General features: G+C 55.0%; 16 protein-coding genes. 13 read left to right on the top strand and 3 right to left on the bottom strand.

The genetic code is table 11. From position 1 onward, the window contains the following. Positions 1–37: 37 nt before the first annotated feature. The 3 genes from ACT53D_RS06250 (at position 38) to ACT53D_RS06240 (ending at position 8,722) form a co-directional block, all read left to right on the top strand. Positions 38–6,028, top strand: coding sequence for an alpha-2-macroglobulin family protein (locus ACT53D_RS06250; RefSeq protein WP_476155103.1), 5,991 nt, complete (start codon positions 38–40; stop codon positions 6,026–6,028). 5 nt (positions 6,029–6,033) lie between these two features. Beyond that, positions 6,034–8,229, top strand: a complete 2,196-nt coding sequence (gene pbpC, locus ACT53D_RS06245; protein WP_476155101.1) for a penicillin-binding protein 1C — start codon at positions 6,034–6,036, stop codon at positions 8,227–8,229. 124 nt (positions 8,230–8,353) lie between these two features. Continuing rightward, positions 8,354–8,722: a hypothetical protein gene (locus ACT53D_RS06240; RefSeq protein WP_194747076.1), complete on the top strand. Its 369-nt coding sequence runs from the start codon at positions 8,354–8,356 to the stop codon at positions 8,720–8,722. 64 nt (positions 8,723–8,786) lie between these two features. Here ACT53D_RS06240 and ACT53D_RS06235 read toward each other — a convergent pair whose 3' ends face one another. Next, positions 8,787–11,324, bottom strand: a complete 2,538-nt coding sequence (locus ACT53D_RS06235; RefSeq protein WP_476155099.1) for a methyl-accepting chemotaxis protein — start codon at positions 11,322–11,324, stop codon at positions 8,787–8,789. 268 nt (positions 11,325–11,592) lie between these two features. On the opposite strand from ACT53D_RS06235, the gene greB reads away from it, so the two are divergent. Continuing rightward, complete coding sequence (gene greB / locus ACT53D_RS06230; protein ID WP_194747074.1) at positions 11,593–12,075, top strand: transcription elongation factor GreB; 483 nt, start codon at positions 11,593–11,595, stop codon at positions 12,073–12,075. 162 nt (positions 12,076–12,237) lie between these two features. Here the strand turns inward: greB and ACT53D_RS06225 are convergent, their stop codons facing one another. Then, positions 12,238–12,501, bottom strand: coding sequence for a hypothetical protein (locus ACT53D_RS06225; protein WP_476155097.1), 264 nt, complete (start codon positions 12,499–12,501; stop codon positions 12,238–12,240). Between the two features lie 150 nt (positions 12,502–12,651). On the opposite strand from ACT53D_RS06225, the gene ACT53D_RS06220 reads away from it, so the two are divergent. The 8 genes from ACT53D_RS06220 (at position 12,652) to ACT53D_RS06185 (ending at position 18,504) form a co-directional block, all read left to right on the top strand. Next, positions 12,652–13,308 (top strand): hypothetical protein, encoded by a 657-nt coding sequence (locus ACT53D_RS06220; protein ID WP_476155095.1) that lies wholly within the window; start codon positions 12,652–12,654, stop codon positions 13,306–13,308. A gap of 35 nt (positions 13,309–13,343) precedes the next feature. Next, complete coding sequence (locus tag ACT53D_RS06215) at positions 13,344–13,688, top strand: heavy-metal-associated domain-containing protein (protein WP_313984047.1); 345 nt, start codon at positions 13,344–13,346, stop codon at positions 13,686–13,688. Continuing rightward, positions 13,688–14,080, top strand: a complete 393-nt coding sequence (locus ACT53D_RS06210; protein ID WP_275357220.1) for a hypothetical protein — start codon at positions 13,688–13,690, stop codon at positions 14,078–14,080. Before ACT53D_RS06215 ends, ACT53D_RS06210 begins: the two co-directional genes overlap by 1 nt. Before the next feature lie 195 nt (positions 14,081–14,275). Beyond that, positions 14,276–14,779 carry a 3'-5' exoribonuclease gene (locus ACT53D_RS06205; protein WP_313984050.1) on the top strand — a complete coding sequence of 168 codons (504 nt, stop codon included), beginning with the start codon at positions 14,276–14,278 and terminating at the stop codon, positions 14,777–14,779. An 85-nt stretch (positions 14,780–14,864) separates the two neighbouring features. Then, positions 14,865–16,001 (top strand): elongation factor P maturation arginine rhamnosyltransferase EarP, encoded by a 1,137-nt coding sequence (earP, locus tag ACT53D_RS06200; protein ID WP_476155093.1) that lies wholly within the window; start codon positions 14,865–14,867, stop codon positions 15,999–16,001. A 198-nt stretch (positions 16,002–16,199) separates the two neighbouring features. After that, a complete protein-coding gene (gene efp / locus ACT53D_RS06195; protein ID WP_018986563.1) occupies positions 16,200–16,760 on the top strand; it encodes an elongation factor P in 561 nt (186 codons plus the stop codon). Between the two features lie 203 nt (positions 16,761–16,963). Next, positions 16,964–17,452: a hypothetical protein gene (locus ACT53D_RS06190; RefSeq protein WP_476155091.1), complete on the top strand. Its 489-nt coding sequence runs from the start codon at positions 16,964–16,966 to the stop codon at positions 17,450–17,452. A 14-nt stretch (positions 17,453–17,466) separates the two neighbouring features. Further along, positions 17,467–18,504, top strand: coding sequence for a trypsin-like serine peptidase (locus ACT53D_RS06185; RefSeq protein WP_476155089.1), 1,038 nt, complete (start codon positions 17,467–17,469; stop codon positions 18,502–18,504). Positions 18,505–18,507: 3 nt separating this feature from the next. Here the strand turns inward: ACT53D_RS06185 and ACT53D_RS06180 are convergent, their stop codons facing one another. Next, a complete protein-coding gene (locus ACT53D_RS06180; RefSeq protein ID WP_476155087.1) occupies positions 18,508–18,768 on the bottom strand; it encodes a DUF2934 domain-containing protein in 261 nt (86 codons plus the stop codon). A gap of 255 nt (positions 18,769–19,023) precedes the next feature. Here ACT53D_RS06180 and ACT53D_RS06175 point away from each other — a divergent pair, with 255 nt between their 5' ends. Next, entirely contained in the window at positions 19,024–20,187 is a 1,164-nt protein-coding gene (locus ACT53D_RS06175; RefSeq protein ID WP_476155085.1) for a sugar MFS transporter, read from the top strand. Positions 20,188–20,200 lie beyond the last annotated feature (13 nt).

Here is a 20,200-nt window from a genome sequence, read left to right as displayed (position 1 = left end):
CTTTCGTCCGCGTTTTTGCCATATGAAGGATCACGCTATGCTGGCCCGTTTTTTGACACACGCTGTGCGCGCACAACCGGCGCGGTTTTCTGAGCGCCTTGCCAGCGGCTGGATGACTGCAAGTTGGCTGGCTGCCTGTTGTGTGCTGTGGCTAGGGTTGCTGGCCGGACATGTATGGGCGGCCGAGGCTGACACCGAAGCACGCGTGACCTTTGCACCGCAAGGCGAGGTGAAGGCGGTCAGACAAGTCAGCGCCCGGTTTTCGCTGCCCATGGTGGCTTTTGGCGATCCGCGTCTGCCTGCACCGTTTGACATTCAATGCGATGCCAAAGGCCAGGGGCATTGGCTGGATGACAGGCAGTGGGTGTATGACTTTGAAGCCGATTTACCAGCCGGTTTGCAATGCCGCTTCTCTGTTAAAAAAGGTTTGCAAAGCGTCGCGGGCATACCGGTTTCGTCGCAATCTTTCAGTTTTTCAACCGGGGGGCCGGCCATCGTCACCTCGCTGCCGGAAGAGGGCATTGAATATATCGATGAGTCGCAGGTGTTTTTGCTGGGGCTGGATGCCCCTGTCAATGAAGACAGCGTCAAGCAGCATGCGGCTTGCAGCATACAAGGTGTAGGTGAGCTGTTTCCGCTCAAGTTGATCACTGGCCAGGCACGTGAGCAGATACTGCGCGAGCAAAAAGACCGCGCCAGCCAGTTGTTTTTGGTGTTGTTTAAAAATGCGCAGCAGGGTCTGCTCTCGGTCAAAGACCGCCGCCTGCAGCAGGCGAATATTGTGGTGGTACAGTGCAGCCGCCCGTTGCCTGCGGGCAGTGAGGTGAGTTTGCATTGGGACGCAGGCATCACCTCCGTCAGTGGTGTGGTTGCCAACAAGCCGCAAGTGCTGAGGTTTAAAGTGCGCGATGCGTTTAAAGTGAATGCCAGCTGCACGCGCACCAATGCCAAGGCGGGCTGTATTCCGGTGCTGCCGATACAGGTGCAGTTTAATGCGCCCGTCAGTCGTCGCCAGGCTGAAGCGATTCGCCTCAAGCTGCCGGATGGCAGCACGCAAAAGCCGGTGATTGCAGACTATGCACAAGGCGAGACATTGGAGGCCGTGCAGTTCAAAGGACCGTTTACCGCCAATAGCCGGGTGGTGCTGCAATTGCCAGGTGATTTTAAAGATGATGCCGGGCGCGTGTCGGTCAATGCGCGCGCTTTCCCGTTGGCGATGACAATGGATGTTGATCCGCCCCTGATCAAGTTCCCGGCAAAATTTGGCATTTTGGAGCGGTATGCGCAACCTGCCTTGCCGGTGACGGTGCGTAATGTCGAGGTCACCTTGCAAGGCGCGCGCATCACCCCCGGTGCCAATGCCGAGCAATCTGGCCGTGTAGGCCGCTTGCAACCAGAAGATGATGCTGAACTGGCGGCCTGGTATTTTAAAGTCACCCAGCATCCTTATGGCAGTGGCGAGTCTGACGCCTTTTTGAAAACGCATGACCGTTACCCGCGCGAGGGGGAAATCCCCCTGCTAATAGGCAACAAGAACCTAGCTTCCAGTGAGATCCGCCTGCCGCGCAGGCAAGGGCAAAAAACGTTTGAGGTGCTAGGTATTCCGCTGCAAAAGCCTGGATTCTATCTGGTCGAGTTTGCCAGTGACCGCCTGGGGGCGGCGTTGCATGGCGAGCAAAAACCTTATTATGTTTCCTCCAGCGCGCTGGTCACCAACCTGGCCGTGCATTATAAAAAAGGCCATGAGTCATCCCTGGTGTGGGTGACGCGGCTGGATAATGCCAAACCGGTCTCGGGGGCCGAGGTCAGGGTATCCACCTGCGATGGCGTCTTGCTATGGCAAGGCAAAACCGACCGCCAGGGCCGCGCGAATATTGCACAGGCCCTTGAAGACAGCTACCGCAAAAGTTGTTATGGTCATCTGGTCACGGCACGCAAAGACGATGATTTGTCGTTTATGTTTTCACAGTGGGACGATGGCCTCAGCCCCTGGCAATTTAACCTGGGTGGCGGTGAGAGCGCGGGCCCGGTACTGGCACATACGGTATTTGACCGCCCCTTGTTCCGTGCCGGTGAAACCGTCTCCATGAAGCACTTTGTGCGCTTGCACACCGGCAAAGGACTGCGCCTGCCCGAGCGGTTGCCGGATCAGATCACCTTGACGCATCAGGGCAGCGGTGAAAGCGAGACGCGCGCGGTGCGCTGGGCCAATGCGGCCGGTACGTCTAGCTGGGTGATTCCCAGAGAAGCCAAGCTGGGCAACTATGTGGTGACCATGACCGTGGAGGGCATGGAGGTAACGATGGGGCATTTCCGGGTTGAGCAATATCGCGTGCCCTTAATGCATGCCAGCCTCAAACCGCCCGCCACACCGGTGGTCAACCAACGTCAATTACAGGTGGATGTGCAACTCAACTATCTGGCGGGCGGGCCTGCGGCTGGCTTGCCGGTCAAGTTCCGCAGTCGGCTAGAGCCTTATACCATGCAGTTTGCGCAGTATGACGCGTTTCGTTTTGGCGGCGAGCGGCCACAGGAAGGGCTGCACGCCATACAACCTTTTTCTTATGACCCGGAAGAAGGCTGGAGTGATGCGCAATCCTCGGATCCAGCATCTGCTGACAGTGACAAGCGCTACCCGCCCCGCACACAGGCAGTGACGCTGGATGGCAGTGGCGGCGCGCGTGTCACCTTTGACCGTTTACCTGATGTACGTACCCCCCATGCCTTGCAGGTGGAGATGGAATATGCCGACCCCAACGGCCAGATATTGACGGCAGCTACACAAGCGCTACTGCTGCCCTCGGCCGTGAATCTCGGCATTAAAATGGATAGCTATTTTGCGACGCAGCAGAGTCTGGCGTTCAAGGTGCTGGCGCTGGATAGCACAGGCAAACCGCTGGTGCGGCAATCGGTAGCCGTCGAGGCCTACCAGCGGCATACCTATGCTTACCGCAAACGGTTGCTGGGCGGGTTTTATGCCTATGAACAAACCGCTGAGGTGAAACATGTGGGTGCGGTGTGCGACGGTCAAACCGATGGCCAGGGTTTGCTCAGTTGCAAGGGGGCGGCTCCGGCCAGTGGCGAACTGATTCTGGTGGCAACCACTAAAGACAGCAAAAAACAGCCTGCCATCGCCAGCCAGGAAGTGTATGTGGCCGATGAAGATGGCTGGTATAGCGCAGGCGCCAGCGACCGCATTGATATTCTGGCCGACAAGCGTGAGTATGCCCCGGGCGAGACGGCGCAATTTGAAGTACGCATGCCTTTCCGCGAAGCGACGGCGCTGGTGACGGTGGAGCGCGAAGGCGTACTGGCCTCGTATGTCAGCAAAATCAGCATGAAGTCGCCCATCGTCAAGGTGCCGATCGCTGCCGAGTATGGGCCCAATGCCTATGTGTCGGTGATGGTGGTGCGTGGCCGTGTCGATCCGCAAGCGCCCGGACGCTTTGCCTGGCTCAAGCGCATGGTCTATCAGGTGGGCCAGTTTTTAGGCCTGGTCGATCATTTACCGGTCGAGGTGGATACTCGGCCAACGGCCCTGGTGGATTTAAGCAAGCCGGCCTTCAAGCTGGGCATGACGCAAATCAAGGTGGGCTGGCAAGGCTATGCCCTCAATGTCAAGGTGGACCCTGAACGCACGGTTTACCGAGTGCGTGAACAGGCCAAGGTCAAGCTGACGGTGACAGACCCGGCGGGCAAGCCGCTCTCGAATGCCGAGGTGGCGCTGGCTGCGGTGGATGAAGGCTTGCTGCAACTGGCCAAGCCTGATTCCTGGCAGTTGCTGGAGGCCATGATGCAGCGGCGGCCGATTGAGGTATATACCTCAACGGCACAGTCGCAAGTGATTGGTAAACGCCATTTTGGTAAAAAAGCCGTCGCCCCTGGCGGTGGTGGCGGACAGGGCGCCAACGCGCGTGAGCTGTTTGATACCTTGCTGCTGTGGAAGCCCGTGATCAAGTTGGATAAACACGGCCAGGCCAGTGTCAGCATCCCGCTCAATGATGCCTTGACCAGTTTCCGCATTGCCGCCATTGCCCATGCCGGTGCAGCGCGCTTTGGTTCTGGCAGTGCGCTGATCCGCACTACGCAAGAACTGATGCTGTTTTCTGGACTGCCGCCGTTTGTGCGCGAGGGCGATCAATTGCAGGCCATGGTGACCGTGCGCAATGCCAGCCAGCGACCCCTCACCACGCAAGTGACAGCCACCCCGCTGGGCGTGGAGACCGCGCTTAAACCACAGCGCGTCAAGCTGGCCGCTGGCCAGGCGGCGACCCTGGCGTTCCCGCTACGCGTGCCTTACAACGTGACCGGCCTGGATTGGCAAATAGATGCGGCGGTGGTCGGGGAGTCTACCGCGCAATCCCCAAATCGTTTGCAGATTAAAGACCGTTTAAAAGTGCACCAGCAGGTCGGTGCGGCTTATCCGGTTCGTGTCTATCAGCAGACCATACAGCAATTGCAAGCCGGTCAGCCCTGGCAGATGACGGTACAAGCCCCGGCGCAGGCGGTGCCGGGCCGGGGTGGCATAGAAGTCAGGCTTAACCGCTCGCTGGTAGGGAGTCTGGGCAGCGTGCGCGAATGGATGCAGCGCTATCCCTATATCTGTTTGGAACAGCGCGCCTCGGTGGCGGTGACGCTGGAGGATCAGGCCCGCTGGAATAGCGTGATGCTCAGTCTGGGGCAGCACCTCGATGGCGATGGCCTGGCGCGTTATTTCCCTATGGATTGGTTGCCAGGCGATGACAGCCTCACCAGTTATTTATTGCAAATTGCCGATGCTGCAGGCTATGACATCCCGGACACCGCGCGTGAGCGCATGCTCAAAGGGCTGGAAGATTTTGTCGCTGGCCGCATTCACCGCTATGGCAGCATTCAAACGGCAGATGTCGTGTTGCGCAAGCTGGCGGCGATTGATGCCCTGGCACGCTATGACCATGCCAGACCAGAAATGCTGGACGCGCTGGAGATTCGTCCCGAGCTGTGGCCGACCTCAGGTGTGATTGACTGGTTATCCATACTCAAACGCATGCCAGCGCTGCCAGAGGCTGAGCAAAAGCGCGCCCAGGCCATGCAGGTGCTGCAATCGCGCTGGATGGTCTCAGGCACGCAGTTCACATTTTCGACTGAAAAACAGGATGACTTGTGGTGGTTGATGGTGTCGCCCGACGTCAATGCGGCGCGTACGCTGGACTTGCTGGCGGCAGACCCGCAATTGCCTGCCGAGGATGCAGGCCGTCTCGCCCGTGGCTTGTTGTCGCGACAACAGGCCGGCCATTGGCGGACCACCTTGGCCAATGCCTGGGGCGTGCTGGCGTTGCGGCATTTCCAGAAAGCCCATGAACAGGCTGCGGTGACTGGCCAGGTCGAGCTTAGCCTGGCCGGGCAAAGCCAGCATTTGCCTTGGTCACGTGCCGCCATTGCCAAGCCTGCTAAAGCAATGACTAGCGCCACCCAGCCCGCGCCTTGGGCCGAAGCGGGGGGATTGCTGACGCAGTATGCCTGGCCGCAGGCGGCAGCTCCGCTGCAAATCCAGCAACAGGGTGAAGGCAAGCCTTGGGCATTTGTCACCGCCAAAGCGTCCTTACCGTTGCAAGCCCCGCTGTTTGCCGGCTATCGCTTGCAACGTGAGGTCACACCGGTGTCGCAAAAAACGGCTGGCCGCTGGCAACGGGGCGATGTCTACCGCGTCCGCCTTACGGTTGAGGCGCAAGCCGATATGACCTGGGTGGTCATCAATGATCCGGTGCCCAGTGGCGCGACCATCCTCGGCAGTGGCCTGGGCGGAGACAGCCAGCAACTGACGCAACACGAGCAACGCCTGGGCTGGCAACGCCCGGCCTATGAAGAGCGCGCACTGGATGGTTTCAGGGCTTATTATGCCTACGTGCCCAAGGGTAAATTCACGGTCGAATATACGGTCAGACTCAATCAGCCCGGCCAGTTCAGCCTGCCTGGCAGCCGGGTGGAGGCTATGTATGCGCCAGAAGTGTTTGCCGAGTTGCCGGTGCCTGCCATGCAGGTACAGTGAGATTGATGCGACGTTTCCTCCTGCCATTGTGGTTCAGCCTGCGCAGTCGTCCGTGGCTTTGCGCAGTGCTGGCCCTGCTGGCCGGAATCTGCTTGCTGATCCTGTGGGTGGCGACAGTGAAGGTGCCAGACTTCGGCCAGTTTAAGCAACACAGCCAGAGTTCAGAGGCCTGGCTGTTGGATCGACATGGCGCACCGCTGCAACGCTTGCGCCTGAATCATGATTACCGCAGGCTGGACTGGGTGCCGCTGGCACTGATTTCCCCTCGCTTGCAGCAGGCCATGCTGGTGGCCGAGGACAAGCGTTTTTATCAGCATGCGGGAGTGGATCCGTGGGCCCTGTTGTCTGCCATCTGGGATAACCTGCATCGCCCACATCGACGCGGCGGCAGTACATTGACCATGCAGTTAGCCAAGCTATGGCTGCAAGACACCCAGCCCGGCTTTTCAAACACCTCACCATGGCGCTTCAAGCTGGCACAAATTCGCCTGGCACTGGCCATTGATCATGATTGGCAGAAAAACCAGATTCTGGAGGCGTATTTAAATCGGGTGACGTTTCGTGGCGAACTGGTGGGCATCGATGCGGCCGCGCGTGGCTTGCTGGCCAAAGGCCCGGCGGCACTGGATCGTCTGGATGCGGCCTTGCTGGCAGCGCTGGTGCGGGCGCCAGCCGCCGGTGCTTCGCGTCTGGCCAGGCGCGCTTGCGATGTGCTGGCGCATACGCACACGCAGGATGCACGCAAAGACTGCGAGCGCTTGTGGATACGCGCCGCCTTGTTACCGAAACGGCCTTTCCCCATGGCCGGGCAGGATGATGCGCCTCATGTGGCCAGGCGGTTGCTCACGCAGGCCGGACAGCGTGACCGCAGCAGCTTGGATGCCAGTGTGCAACGTTTTGCCCGGCAAACATTGCAAACCCATCTGGCTCAACTGGCCAGCCAGCATGTGACCGACGGCGCGGTGCTGGTGCTTGACAATACCAGTGGCGAGGTACTGGCCTATGTTGGCTCCAGCGGCGATTTATCCGGGGCTGCGGCGGTGGATGGCGTGGCCGCGTTGCGGCAGCCAGGGTCTACGCTCAAGCCATTTTTGTATGCACTGGCGATAGATCAGGGCTGGTTGCAAGCCGCCTCGGTGCTGGATGACTCGCCGCTGGCACTGACCACGCCCAGCGGCTTGTATATTCCACAAGACTATGACCGCCATTTTCATGGCGCGGTTAGTGTGCGCACGGCGCTCGCCTCATCGTTAAATGTACCTGCCGTGCGCGCGTTAACGCTGGTGGGTGTGGACCGCTTTTTACACGCCCTGCAACAGCTGGGCTTGCAGGATTTGAAGCAGGACGCCGATTTTTACGGTTTTGGCCTTGCTCTGGGTGGTGCCGAAACCAGCTTGCTCCAGCTCACCAATGCTTACCGGGCACTGGCCAATGGGGGCCAGTGGCAGCCAGTCAGCTTTCACACAGGCACCAAGCCTTTGTTGCCATCACGCCAGGTGTTGACTCCACAAACCAGCTTTATCATCGGTGATATTTTGTCTGACCCGGTGGCGCGCAGTATGACTTTTGGCTTGTCCAGCCCATTATCGACGCGGGGATGGGCGGCGGTGAAAACCGGCACCAGCAAAGGCATGCGTGACAACTGGGCGATCGGCTACAGCCAGCGCTATACGGTAGGGGTTTGGGTCGGTAACTTTTCTGGCGAGCCAATGTGGGATGTGTCAGGCGTGACAGGCGCAGCGCCGGTGTGGCGTGACATCATGGAATATCTGCACCGGGACAGCGCGTCCACGCCGCCTGTGCCGCCAGCAGGTGTCGTGGCGCAAACCGTGCATTATGTGCCAGCCATCGAGGCCCCCAGGCAAGAATGGGTGCTAGGCAATGCGCCACTGCCAGCCACAACCACCCTTCGTCTGGCACCGCTACAAGCACAGCTGATTGCGCCACCGGCGGGGGCGGTGATTGCGCCAGATCCGGATATTCCCGACCGCAAACAAGCCTTGCTGGTGCAAGCCGCCTGGAGCGGGCAGGCTTGTATGTATCTGGATCAGCACTTGATCAACCAATGCCGTTTGCCACAACTGACGATTCCTTTGCCGCCCCCAGGCAAACATGTCTTAAGCCTGCGGGACAAGCACGGCCAGCTATTGGATCAGCACCCGTTTGAAGTGCGGGCGATAGCCCTTAAAGCCCCGGCTTAAGTCTAGGGCCAGGCGGCCACAAGGCAAACTGTTCGCCATGACAATAAATATGGCTGTACAAGTGATTTATCCCTTATGATTCAGCCATACAATTCATCATTTACGGAAGAGCAGGATTTTAAACATGCGTGTATTAAAGTGGCTGTTATGGTTATTGTTGCCGGTGGCCTTGTTTGCACTCTATACCTGGGCCAGCTTGAGTTGGGTGTATTCATCGGGGGACCGGGTCGGCTATGTGCAAAAACTCTCGAATAAAGGCTGGTTGTGCAAAACCTGGGAGGGTGAGTTGGTGCTGGTCACCGTGCCCGGCACCCAGGCCGAGAAGTTTTACTTTACCGTGCGCGATCCGGCCGTGATTCCCAAAATCAATGCCTTGTCTGGTGAGCGCGTCCGGTTGCAATATGCAGAGCATAAGGGCGTGCCGTCAAGCTGCTTTGGTGAGACCAGCTACTACGTTTATAACGTGTTAAAGGTGAATGACGATTACAATTAACCGTGAAGCACAAAAAATGCGCCCAGGCCGGGCGCATTTTTTTATGCCTGGGGTTAGGCAAGCTTCAGGCACTTAAGCGCCACGTCTGTTGTGGCAGGGCGAGTGTTTCTTCTGGTGTTGCCTCCAGTTTGAACTGATTGACGGAGGCCACCAGGGTGTGCACCTGTTCCAGCATGCTTTCTGCGGCCGCGGCAGCTTCTTCTACCAAGGCGGCATTTTGCTGCGTGGTCTCGTCGATGGCGGTCATGGAGGCATAAATCTGCTGCATGCCGTCACTTTGCTGACCGGCTGCCTCGGAGATAGCGCCTATGCTAGTGGAGACCTGTTGCACGGCCAGCACAATGTCCTGCATGGTGCGACCGGCTTGCCCCACTTGTTTGGCACTGACATTGGTTTGGCTGACCGAGGCGGCAATCAATTCCTTGATCTCTTTGGCTGAAGCGGCCGAGCGGGTGGCCAGGTTGCGCACTTCGCCTGCCACCACGGCAAAGCCACGGCCAGCTTCACCGGCACGCGCAGCTTCTACCGCGGCATTCAGCGCCAGTATATTGGTCTGGAAGGCAATGCTGTCAATCACGCTGGTGATTTGGGCGATCTGGTCCGAGGTCTCATTGATGCCTTGCATGGTGGTCGACAGTGCTTTAAAGGCATCGCCGCCTTGCAAGGCCATCTGGTTGGCCTGACTGGCTTGCTGGCGGGCCTGACGTGCATGGTCGGCCGTTTGCTTGATATGGCTGGTCAGGGTTTCCAGACTGGCTGATGTTTCTTGCAGGGCATTGGCTTGCGTCTCGGTGCGACGTGACAGGTCGTTATTACCTTTTTCAATTTCTGCGGCAGCCACCTGTATGGTTTCTGCCGCTTGCTTGACGGTTTCTATCGGCGCCACCATGCGTTGCAGAATCTCTTGTGAGCCTTGCAAGGCCAGCCTGAAATCACCGGCATGCGCCGTCACATCCACCAGGCTATACAGTTGGCCTTGCTGGGCTTCATCGGCAATCTGGCGCGTATCGGCTACCAATCGCTTCACGGACAGGATGCAGGTGTTCAGATTGTTGATCAGCACCTTGAAGTCCCCGTGGTACTGGTTATGGATAGGGGCGGGCAGATCTCCTGCCGCAATGCGTTTCACGCAGTCTGCCGCCACATGCAGTGGCGAGACCACCGCGTCCAGGGTCTGGTTGATGCCCTGGATAATCTGACGGAAATCCCCGGCGTGTGCTTCAACGTCTACCCGTGTATCCAGTTTGCCCTGTTGCGCGTCAGACGCCAGGTGATGAACATCGCTGATCAGCTGGTGAATCGCCTGTGCGCAGTGCTGCAGGCTGGTTTGCATCAGGTTAAAGTCACCGGCAAACTGGGTGTCAATCCGGGTCGGAATATTGCCTGCCGCCATTTGATCCAGATAATGCGCCGTGGTCTGCAAGGGCGTGACCACGGCATCCAGTGTCTGGTTAAAGCCGGCCACAATCTGCCTGAATTCACCCTGATGACGTGATTCATCCACGCGTGTGGAGAGTTGGCCCTGTTCCGCGGCGGCTGACAGCGTATGCACATCTTCCATCAGGCGCTTGAAGTTCAGGCGCACCTGCTCAATGCTCTGGTTGATGTAGCTGCGTTGACCGGGAAAAGTGGCCAGTGGCTGGTTGAAATCCCCTTCGCCAAAGGCTGTGACCACCTGCAAAGACTGGCTCTGCGCCTCAATATGCTCCTCGACCATCTGGTTAATGCCTGAAGTCAGTTGCTGATAGGCGCCTGCAAATTGGCTGCTGTCTATGCGGTAATCAATCATGCCGGCCCGGTGCTGGCTGGACATTTCATTCAGGGATTGCACGATGTTCTGAATATTGGCTTGCATGCGCTGCATTTCGTTCAACAGCCGGGTAGTTTCGTCGCTCCCTTGTGCCGCTGCCTGCACAATAAACTGACCATTGGCGATATGCTGCGACATGGTCAGTGCCTGATCAAGCGGTCTGGTGATGGAGTGGGTCATATTCCAGGCGATGAGCATGGCCATCACTATCGCCACCAGTAATGCGATTTCGATCTGTTTGTTCGCGCTGGCAATGGTGGATGCAAACTGCGCAGAAGCATCGGACACGCCTGCAGTATTCATATCCATCAGCAGCCTGAGGGAATGATTTAATGGCTTGTCTGCGCCTTTGACTGTCGCATCAATCTCAGTCACGCCCATGCCTTCGTTTTTGAGCGCTTCGCAGCGTTTCATGGCGTCACGATAAGTGGTCAGGGCAAGGGTGATATTACCTAAAATCTCTTTTTCCTGGGCATTGAGCGCGCCGGTCGCGGCATAGGCTTGCATGGCTTGTTCAATATCGGTGAGGCCTTGTTCAAATTTGCGGGCTTCGCGGCCGCCTCTGAGGATGTAATTTTTAAAGTGATGTACCGCATCTCCCAGGCCTTTGCTGGCGTTTTCGATCTGGGTTCGTTTGGTCAGTTGTATGGTTTCAAACTGTTGCCAGGTCTGGTGGACATGATTAAACCCGCGCCAGGCAATCACAAAAATAAAGGTGGTAAATAAAATCAGCAATCCATAACTTAAAAACAAACGGGTGCCGACATTGAGATGGGCGAGAGACTTTTTCATGCAATTCCTCAGGGACAAACTTGAACAACGGCCAGTCATCAGGCTGGCGTGGGCGTGCAGATTGCAACGCTCAACCTATTTACGTAAAACAAGGCCTGAACTAAAGCGTTTTCATCAAACTTTCACAAAAAGTTCACAAAGGGAGGATGCAACAGGCGAGTGACTGCTTGGCGGGTACTAGACGCATGATGTTGTATGATATGCTCGGCAAGCATGGGCTTGCCTCTGAAGTCAGTGTGCGGGGCACAAAAAATGGATTTGGAATTGAATGGCTGAACAAAAAAACTATATTACGCCCGAGGGCTATGCTGCCCTGGAGAAAGAGTTTCAATACCTGATTAAAGTCGACCGGCCAGAGGTGGTCCGCGTGGTGAGCTGGGCGGCAGGCAACGGTGACCGCAGCGAAAATGGGGATTACATCTACGGCAAACGACGCTTGCGGCAGATTGATTCGCGTATCCGCTTTTTAACCAAACGCATGGAAGCCGCCGAGATTGTTTACAGCCATACGCAAACCAATACTGAAAAGGTGTTTTTTGGCGCCTGGGTGACCTTGTTTAACCTTGGCGATGACAGCGAGAAAACCATACGCATCGTCGGCCAGGATGAGTTGGATCCTTCACAAGGCTATATTTCGTGGGTATCGCCGATGGCGAGAGCGCTGCTGGGCAAAAATCTGGGCGATACCGTACATGTGGTGACGCCAGGGGCCGACACCGAGTATGAAATTATTGATATCCGTTATGCCTGATGGAAGCATCGCGCCGCTCCCGCTGCTGGCAGCGTCATGTAAAAGTATCGACAAAGACTTGAACTAATCATCGCCAGGCCTTATCCTAAAGACATGCGTAAACGTCTCTGCTTGTTCCTGATTTGCTGGTTGCCATGCTTTGTCATGGCTGCCAACGTCATGTCATTGCAGATGACCTTGGCTGACCAGGCCTTCAATCTGGCCGCGCATGCTGTGTCTTCTCATGAACGCTCTGCTCAAGTGCAATCGCAGGCCGAGGCCATGCCTTGCCACCATATGGCAGACGCGCATGAACATGCCATGCCTGAAGGGGATAGTGAAGTCGCGCCCGGTCATCAGTGCAGTGTCTGCGGTTTTTGCATGGTCAGCACCGGTGTGGCCGATCTGCAAGCTTTTCCAGCTGTTGTCTTCTTCGCACAGTCTCATGCTGCCCCCTTGTTTGAGGCAGATCCTGTGCACTCACAAACTTACCCTCCCGCGATCAAGCCACCCATATTCGCTTAACGCCCAGGACAAATCCGTCCGTACCTAGCGTTTTTGCACAATGCGTTTTTGCATTTTGAATATGGAGGCTATATGTTTAAGCAACGTTATGTTGCCTGTGGCGCCTTCTTGCTCAGCCAGATTAGTTTGACCGCCCACGCGGCGGCGCTGATGGGGTTTGAGGACAGCGCCATGCTCATGACCGAGATCGGTCGCTACAACCAGGAATGGATGTTGAATTACTCGCCCACCTTTGGGCATGCCATTGGCGTCGAGCAAATGCGCATGTCGGGGAAAGGCGAGCAAGCCACCACCATTTCCGGGATCAATTACACCGGCATCATCAAACGCTGGAACCTGCCGTCTGCCCAGGCCAATGTCTGGTTTAACGGCAGCGTCGGCGAGGCAAGCGGTCACTATGATGGCTTTGCCTATACGCCCAGCCTGCAATTTGATGTGGAGTCTACCCGGCTGTATTTTCTCGCCAAGGCGCGCATGATCCGCGCCCCTCACATGAACTATGACACCGCCGCCGTGCAATCTGGGTTTTCATTTTATGAAACCGGCTTTAACGAGACCCAGCCATGGTTTGTGATGGAGGTTAAAACCATGCGCAACAACGATCCGTCCGTGCAGGTGACGCCTGCACTAAGGCTCATCAACAAAAACTACTTTCTTGAGTTTGGGGTGACCAACCCCTGGCAAGGCGAGGGCTTTGCGCCGCGCCTGAATGCCATGTTTGTGTTTTAACCCTGATTGAATATTGAATAAAAGGAATCTGAATCATGAAAAAATTACTGATCACATTGATGCTGTCTGCAATGACCCCTGCGGCTTTTGCCGTGACCACGATCAAGGCCGAAGTCAACGGCATGGTCTGCGCATTTTGTGCCAAAGGCATCGAGAAAAAACTCAATGCCTTGCCACAGAAACAGGCCGCATTTGTTGACCTGAAAAGCCGGGTGGTTGCCTTGCAACTCAAAGATGGCCAGGAAGTCTCCGATGCGGCCTTTAGCAAAGTGATTGAAGATGCTGGCTATACGGTGGCCAAGCTGGCCCGGGTGAACCAGACTGTTGAAGCGATTCAGGCCGAAGTGGTCAAGGCGGATCACCAGGCAGGTAGCAAATGATGGCCGCTGAAATCAATCATTTGCAGGCGAGCAAGCGGTTGAATCTGTTGTCGCTATTCACCAGTGGCTCGACGCTGATTTGCTGCGCCTTGCCAGCTACGCTGGTGGCGATCGGCTCGGTGGCAACCCTGACCAGCCTGATCAGCCATTTTCCGCAACTGATCTGGATCAGCGAGCATAAGCCGCTGGTGTTTGGCCTGGCCGGCAGCATGTTGCTGCTGGCCGGCATCATGCAGTGGCGTGCGCGCAATTTGCCTTGCCCGGTGGATCCACAATTGGCCAAGCTATGCCAGCAAACTCGGCGGCAAAGCCTGTGGATTTACGGGTTTTCTGTGGTCATCTTTTTGGTCGGCAGCTTCTTTGCTTTTATTGCCCCCTTATTGATCGCTTGAGTTGCATCCCCTGGTGTTGGATGAATCAGGGGTAGGACATTCAGCCGCGTTTATGCGGCTGAATGTCAATAAGCGGTTGAAAACAAATGCTTTTAATTCATTTGCACGTCATATTCCTGCGTATAATTCTGTTTCATTAAAGAAGTCCGTCTTTTTGACGATGACTTAATTAGAAAAACAATGCAGAGAGTTGCCATGAATCCACCTATCATCATCGACATTGAAGCCTCTGGCTTTGGCGCTGGCAGTTATCCGGTCGAAATTGGCTATGTGGATAAAAGCGGGCAGACCTGGAGTGCGCAAGTACAGCCGCATGCGGACTGGCTGCATTGGGATGATGAAGCGGAAAAACTACACCATCAATCCCGCCAGTCGCTGGAAACTTATGGCGCGACGGCACGCGAGATTGCCTTGCATTTGAATCATATGCTCAATGGCAAAACGGTGTATACCGATGGCTGGTATCAAGACTTTGTCTGGTTACACGGCTTGTATGAGGCCGCTGGCTTGAGCCCCAACTTCAAGCTTGAGGATTTGAGCCTGACGCTCACGCTTGACCAGAAAGCCGTCTGGCATGAGACCAAGCAGCGCCTGCGTGAGCAAATGGCTTTGGAGCCCCATCGCGCGTCGACCGATGCCAAGCTGTTGCAATTGACCTGGCTGGAAACCGCTGAAATGACTACCGCCTCAGCGGCATAAACGCGCCAGGCTGCCGACCACTGGCAAGATCGGGTAGACTAGCGCTTCCTGAGTTTCAAGGGCATTCCCCCGTTTTATTCCTCCTATGTGTGCGACTCATATACACCCTGTTGCGTCACTTTCCCAAGCTGTGTCTGGCGTCCGCTGGGATATTTTTTGCAAAGTGGTGGACAACTTTGGCGATATTGGCGTGTGCTGGCGCCTGGCCATGCAATTGGCCGATGAGTACGATATTGCACTGCGCCTGTGGGTGGATGATCTTGCGTTGGCCGAACGTTTTGCGGGTGCTGGGCATGCCCGCATTGAGATACGGCACTGGACTGCAGACGCAGATTTTTCACCAGCGGCCGATGTCGTCATTGAAACCTTTGGCTGTGGTTTGCCTGAGACTTATCAGCAAGCCATGTTGCGCGGCACTGCCACTTGGGTCAATGTTGATTACTTATCTGCAGAACCCTGGGTAGAGGGGTTTCATGCACAACCCTCACCACAAGCCAATGGTTTGATCCGTTATTTCTTTTACCCCGGGTTTACGCCGCAGACCGGTGGCCTGCTGCGTGAGGCCAGCTTGCCCGCATGGCAGGCAACGGCAGAGTGGTCAAGCTTTGAATTTGCTTCGCCGATAGCCGCATCCCCTCACACACTCACGCTCTCCTTGTTTTGCTACGCGCATGCCCCGCTGGCCGCATTGGTGGCGTCGCTTGAGCAGTCTCTCCAACCAGTGCGTGTGCTGGTGCCAGAAACAGTCGCGCCCATGCTGGCCGAGGTGCTAGGCAGCAGCCCATTGCGGGTGGGTGAGCAGATCCAGCGCCAGCAGTGTACGTTTCTCGTTATTCCGTTTTTATCGCAAGCGGATTACGACCGCCTGCTTTACTTGTGCGATGTGAATTTTGTCCGTGGGGAGGATAGCTGGATACGGGCATTGTGGGCAGGCAAACCCATGGTCTGGTTGCCGTATCAGCAAAGCGAAGAAACGCATCTGGTTAAACTCAATGCCTTTCTCGATCACTATCTGGCACAAGCCGAAGCCTCGGTTGCCGAAACCGTGCGTGAAACCATGCTGGCCTGGGCACGCGGGCACTGGCGTCCTGACTTGTGGCAATTGCTGGTCACTGCATTACCCGCGCTTGCCAGCCATGCGCAAGCGTTTAAAGCGCAACAATCGCAGCAGCCAGATCTCGCCACCAACTTGGTGCGTTTTATTGAGAAAATCCGGCGTTAAGTGAGCGATGAGCATAAAGCGCAAGGCGCTAACAACGCAGCAAGCAAGGCAGTCGATGAGATACGACTTGCGCATGGGTCCCGCGCAACACAGCAATTTACAAGCATGGTCACTTAATCCCTTGTTTTCTTGAGATATGTCACGCATATCGGGTATAATCCGGCGTTTTAAAATCCCGCATACAAATTAAGGCTTATTATGAAAATCGCTCAAGAACTCCGCGTTGGCAACGTAGTGATGATTGGCAACGACCCGATGGTGGTTGTAAAGACTGAATACAACAAATCCGGCCGTAACGCGGCTGTGGTGAAAATGAAAATGAAAAACTTGTTGACTGAAGCGCCTAGCGAAAACGTCTACAACGCACAGGACAAGTTTGATGTGATCGTGCTCGAAAAGAAAGAAGTGACTTACTCTTACTTTGCTGATCCTACCTACGTATTTATGGATGCTGAATACAACCAATATGATGTGGACGCTGAGTTTATGGAAGACGCGCTGCCATACCTCGAAGACGGCATGCCCTGTGAAGTGCGTTTCTACGAAGGCAAAGCGATTTCTATCGAACTGCCAACCACTGTGGTGCGTGAGATCACTTATACCGAGCCTGCAGTCAAAGGCGATACTTCAGGTAAAGTCATGAAACCAGCGAAAATCGCTTCCGGTTTTGAGATTCCAGTGCCTTTGTTTGTGAACCAGGGCGACAAAATCGAGATCGATACCCGTACAGGTGAATACCGCAACCGCGTGATGAAATAATTCCTCTGCTTGCGATGATCAACCCCGGATTTTCCGGGGTTTTTTATTGTCTGCCGCTGGAGATGACCCTGCGATGATGCCGGGTAGTGCGTCATTCTAGGAAATAATGCAACCGTTCAAGTGAATCATTCACTATCTGCGCTTAAAATTTTTCCATGACAATCGCTGACAGCTTTACATCATTTCAATCTTGGGGGTGTGCAATGCGTGATCAGCGAGTCAAAAAAACAAGCTTCTTCCTGTTGTCCGTGGTGTTGGGGGCGGCGCTGTTCAGCAGTTTGTCTGTCCATGCAGAAGGAGAGGGCAAAGCAGACCCCAGATCACTCAAACATCCCCTGATCGGTTATTGGGAATCCAGATTGCCCGAGAGTGGTTGCCTCGAAACCTACTGGTTTAAAGAAGACGGCACAGCGGTTTTTACTAGCGGCGACGAGCAACTTGAAGCGCGTTATGAAGTCACCCCGCAACCGGATGAACATGGTTTTTTCAAGTTGAATCATCGCGTGACCTTAAGTAACAAGGCCCTGGATTGCACCAAACAACATTCTGAAATTAATACCGAGCAAACCAGTTTTGTGCTGTTTAAACCTGATGGCAGCAGTTTTATTTCCTGTGATGACGATGATCCTTCGCTTGAAAGCTGTTTTGGCCCCATAGAGTTAAAAAATAACGCTGCCAGAAGCTTGCACTAAGCGGTTTAATCCTGATGTGGTACATCAAGCAAGGTTTGCTCAGGTGGATTGCGCCTGTGCTCGTGGTGTGTCTGGGATTGACCATGGGCTATCCCACGCAAGCCATTATTCATGGACTCACGTTTCCGGGCATGACGATTTCCACGGTCAAGCTCAGCATACAGCATGCACACTTTTTACAGTCTGTTGAAAAGTGGGAGTATTACGACTCGATTTGCAGTGCAGCGATTGTGGGCCTCAAACCATTGACGCTGATTACCGCTGCGCATTGCATGAAAGAGGTGCGGCTGACCGGCCCCAAAGATTTGCCTGTGGTAGGCATTGCACAACCTGAACTGCTGGGGCTGGAGGACGTGCGCTTAACACAAGCCTTCTACCGGCCCTTTGACCGTGTGGCTGAAGATTTGACTCAAGATGTCGCGGTGCTGGTATTTGATGCCAAAGTACAAAGCCTGATCCAACCGCTGCGCATTCGCATCGACGACCATGTGCCAGATGTCATTATGATTTGCGGCTATGGGCGCGGCTATGGCGAGGCGGATACGCGGCATCCGCGCTGCGGCGAACGCAAGCCTGTGCATGACCTGTCGGATTTTTATCAGATATTGCCCAAGCCCTATCGCGACATGGACGAGATGTTGCACTTGCAAGCACAGACCCAGTTTGCCTATACGCAAGAACTGGTGCATGCCGAAAAGGCGCTGCTGGCGGTAAACCGATTAAACGACCTCGACCAGTACGACCATACGATTCCCATGCCTACGGTGGGCGATTCTGGCGGGCCGTGGTTGGTGTTAAACGCACAAGGACAATACGAGTTACTGGCGATTACCAGCCTGGTTGAACGCTTTTACAATCCCAGCGCTAACTGGCCGTTCTTCCAGAAACAGGTGCCGCTCTCAGAGTACCCCTATGTGGCTTATGGACTCAAGTTGAGCCACCCTGAAGTCTTGGGATTTTTGCAATATGCACAACATAGCGGTGCCGATATTCAGTTCACGTCGGCACCGCTAAATCATTACGGTAAGCGGCCTGCAAACCCAGGCCGTTGAGAGTCAGGCATTCAGCTTGTGATCAATTTCTTTTTCAGCCTGTAGCCAGTAATCCATGTGGCTATCGCCAAACCCATTTTTCTCTGCGATATAGTAGGCCGCAACTTCAATCATCTTGTAACGCTCTTCGCTGGTGATAATAGAAGGTTTTACAGACTTTTTACGGGGGCTGGCAGATTTGGTTTTTGGGGTGTCAGTTTTAGGGGCCGCTTTTTTGGCGCTGGTTTTTTTTGTTGATACATCAGTGGTCTTGCTGGTTGCCATACATAACTCCTTGGTCTAGAGATGAATGAAAATAAAGCTTGTGGCCTTGTCATACTCATATTACAAACGGTAACCCGTCATCGTCAAGCGGCTAACTTCCTGAATATGCAGGGAATTTGATATGTGTCAGCTATTTTTGCTGTTTGAAGCATTTTTCACGATCAAGTTCACTCGCTTTGCAAATGCAGGGTGGCCCTTCCAAAGTCTCTGCAGATATGGTGTAGTGACAGCAATTCATCATTTTTAAAAATAAATATGTATAAAAAAGCGCTCACTTCACTGACCATCCTGTTCTTTATGATGGGCTTTATCACCTGCCTGAACGATATTCTGGTGCCCTATCTGAAAGCTATTTTTGCCTTGAACTATGCCCAGGCGGCCTTGATCCAGTTCTGTTTTTTTGCGGCTTATGGCCTGACTTCTATCCCTTTTAGCAAACTGATTGAGCAAGTCGGCTACCAAAAAGGCATGGTGATCGGCTTTGCCTTAGCCGCCCTGGGCTGCCTGCTGTTTTATCCGGCCGTGCTATTGCACACCTATGGCTTGTTTTTGGCGGCCCTGTTCGTGCTCGCGTCTGGCATCGTGCTACTGCAAGTCGCCGCAAACCCATGCGTGTCCATCATCGGGCCCAAAGAAACTGCGTCTTCCAGACTGACCATGGCTCAAGCCTTTAACTCTCTCGGCACCTTTGTCGCCCCGTTTTTTGGCGCCTATTTCATTCTCTCTGGTTTGACCAACTCCAGCTATGCCGAAGGCGTGGTCTATCCTTATTTCCTGATCGCTAGCGTATTGATCGTGATCGCAGTCGTGCTTTCACGCATCAACCTGTCAGGGATCGAAAGCGCAGAAGCAGACGAGAGCAGCTGGTCTGAAGTATTGCAAGAAAAAGGCCTGTTACTGGGCGTAATCGGTATTTTTGCCTACGTTGGCGCTGAAGTCTCGATAGGCAGTTTTCTGGTCAACTATGTGATGGACATCAGCCATGTTGCAGAAACCCAGGCCGCACCGTTGGTGGCTTTGTACTGGGGTGGCGCCATGATAGGCCGCTTTATCGGCATCTTCACCCTTAAGGCATTCGCCCCCGCCAAGGTGCTAATCACCCACGCATTGCTCTCGGTCATGTTTATCCTGGTCTCCATGCAAAGCACAGGCAATCTGGCGATTGCCACCATGGTGCTGGTGGGCTTGTGCAACTCCATCATGTTCCCCACCATTTTTACATTGGGCATCAAAGGCCTAAAAGCCGGCCAGGAGAAAAAAGGGTCAGGTTTGCTCGCAACAGCAATTGTGGGCGGCGCAGTGATCCCACTTTTGACCGGATTGCTGGCTGACCGCTTGGGAATACATCATGCCTTTGTGTTGCCGGTGATTTGTTATGCGTATATCGCTTGGTTTGGCATGTGTAATTTAAAGTCATAGCCTGTAAGGCTGT

Source organism: Methylophilus sp. DMC16, assembly GCF_056314045.1.
Note: the sequence above shows the minus strand (reverse complement) of the source record. Positions and strands in the feature narration are given on the sequence as shown.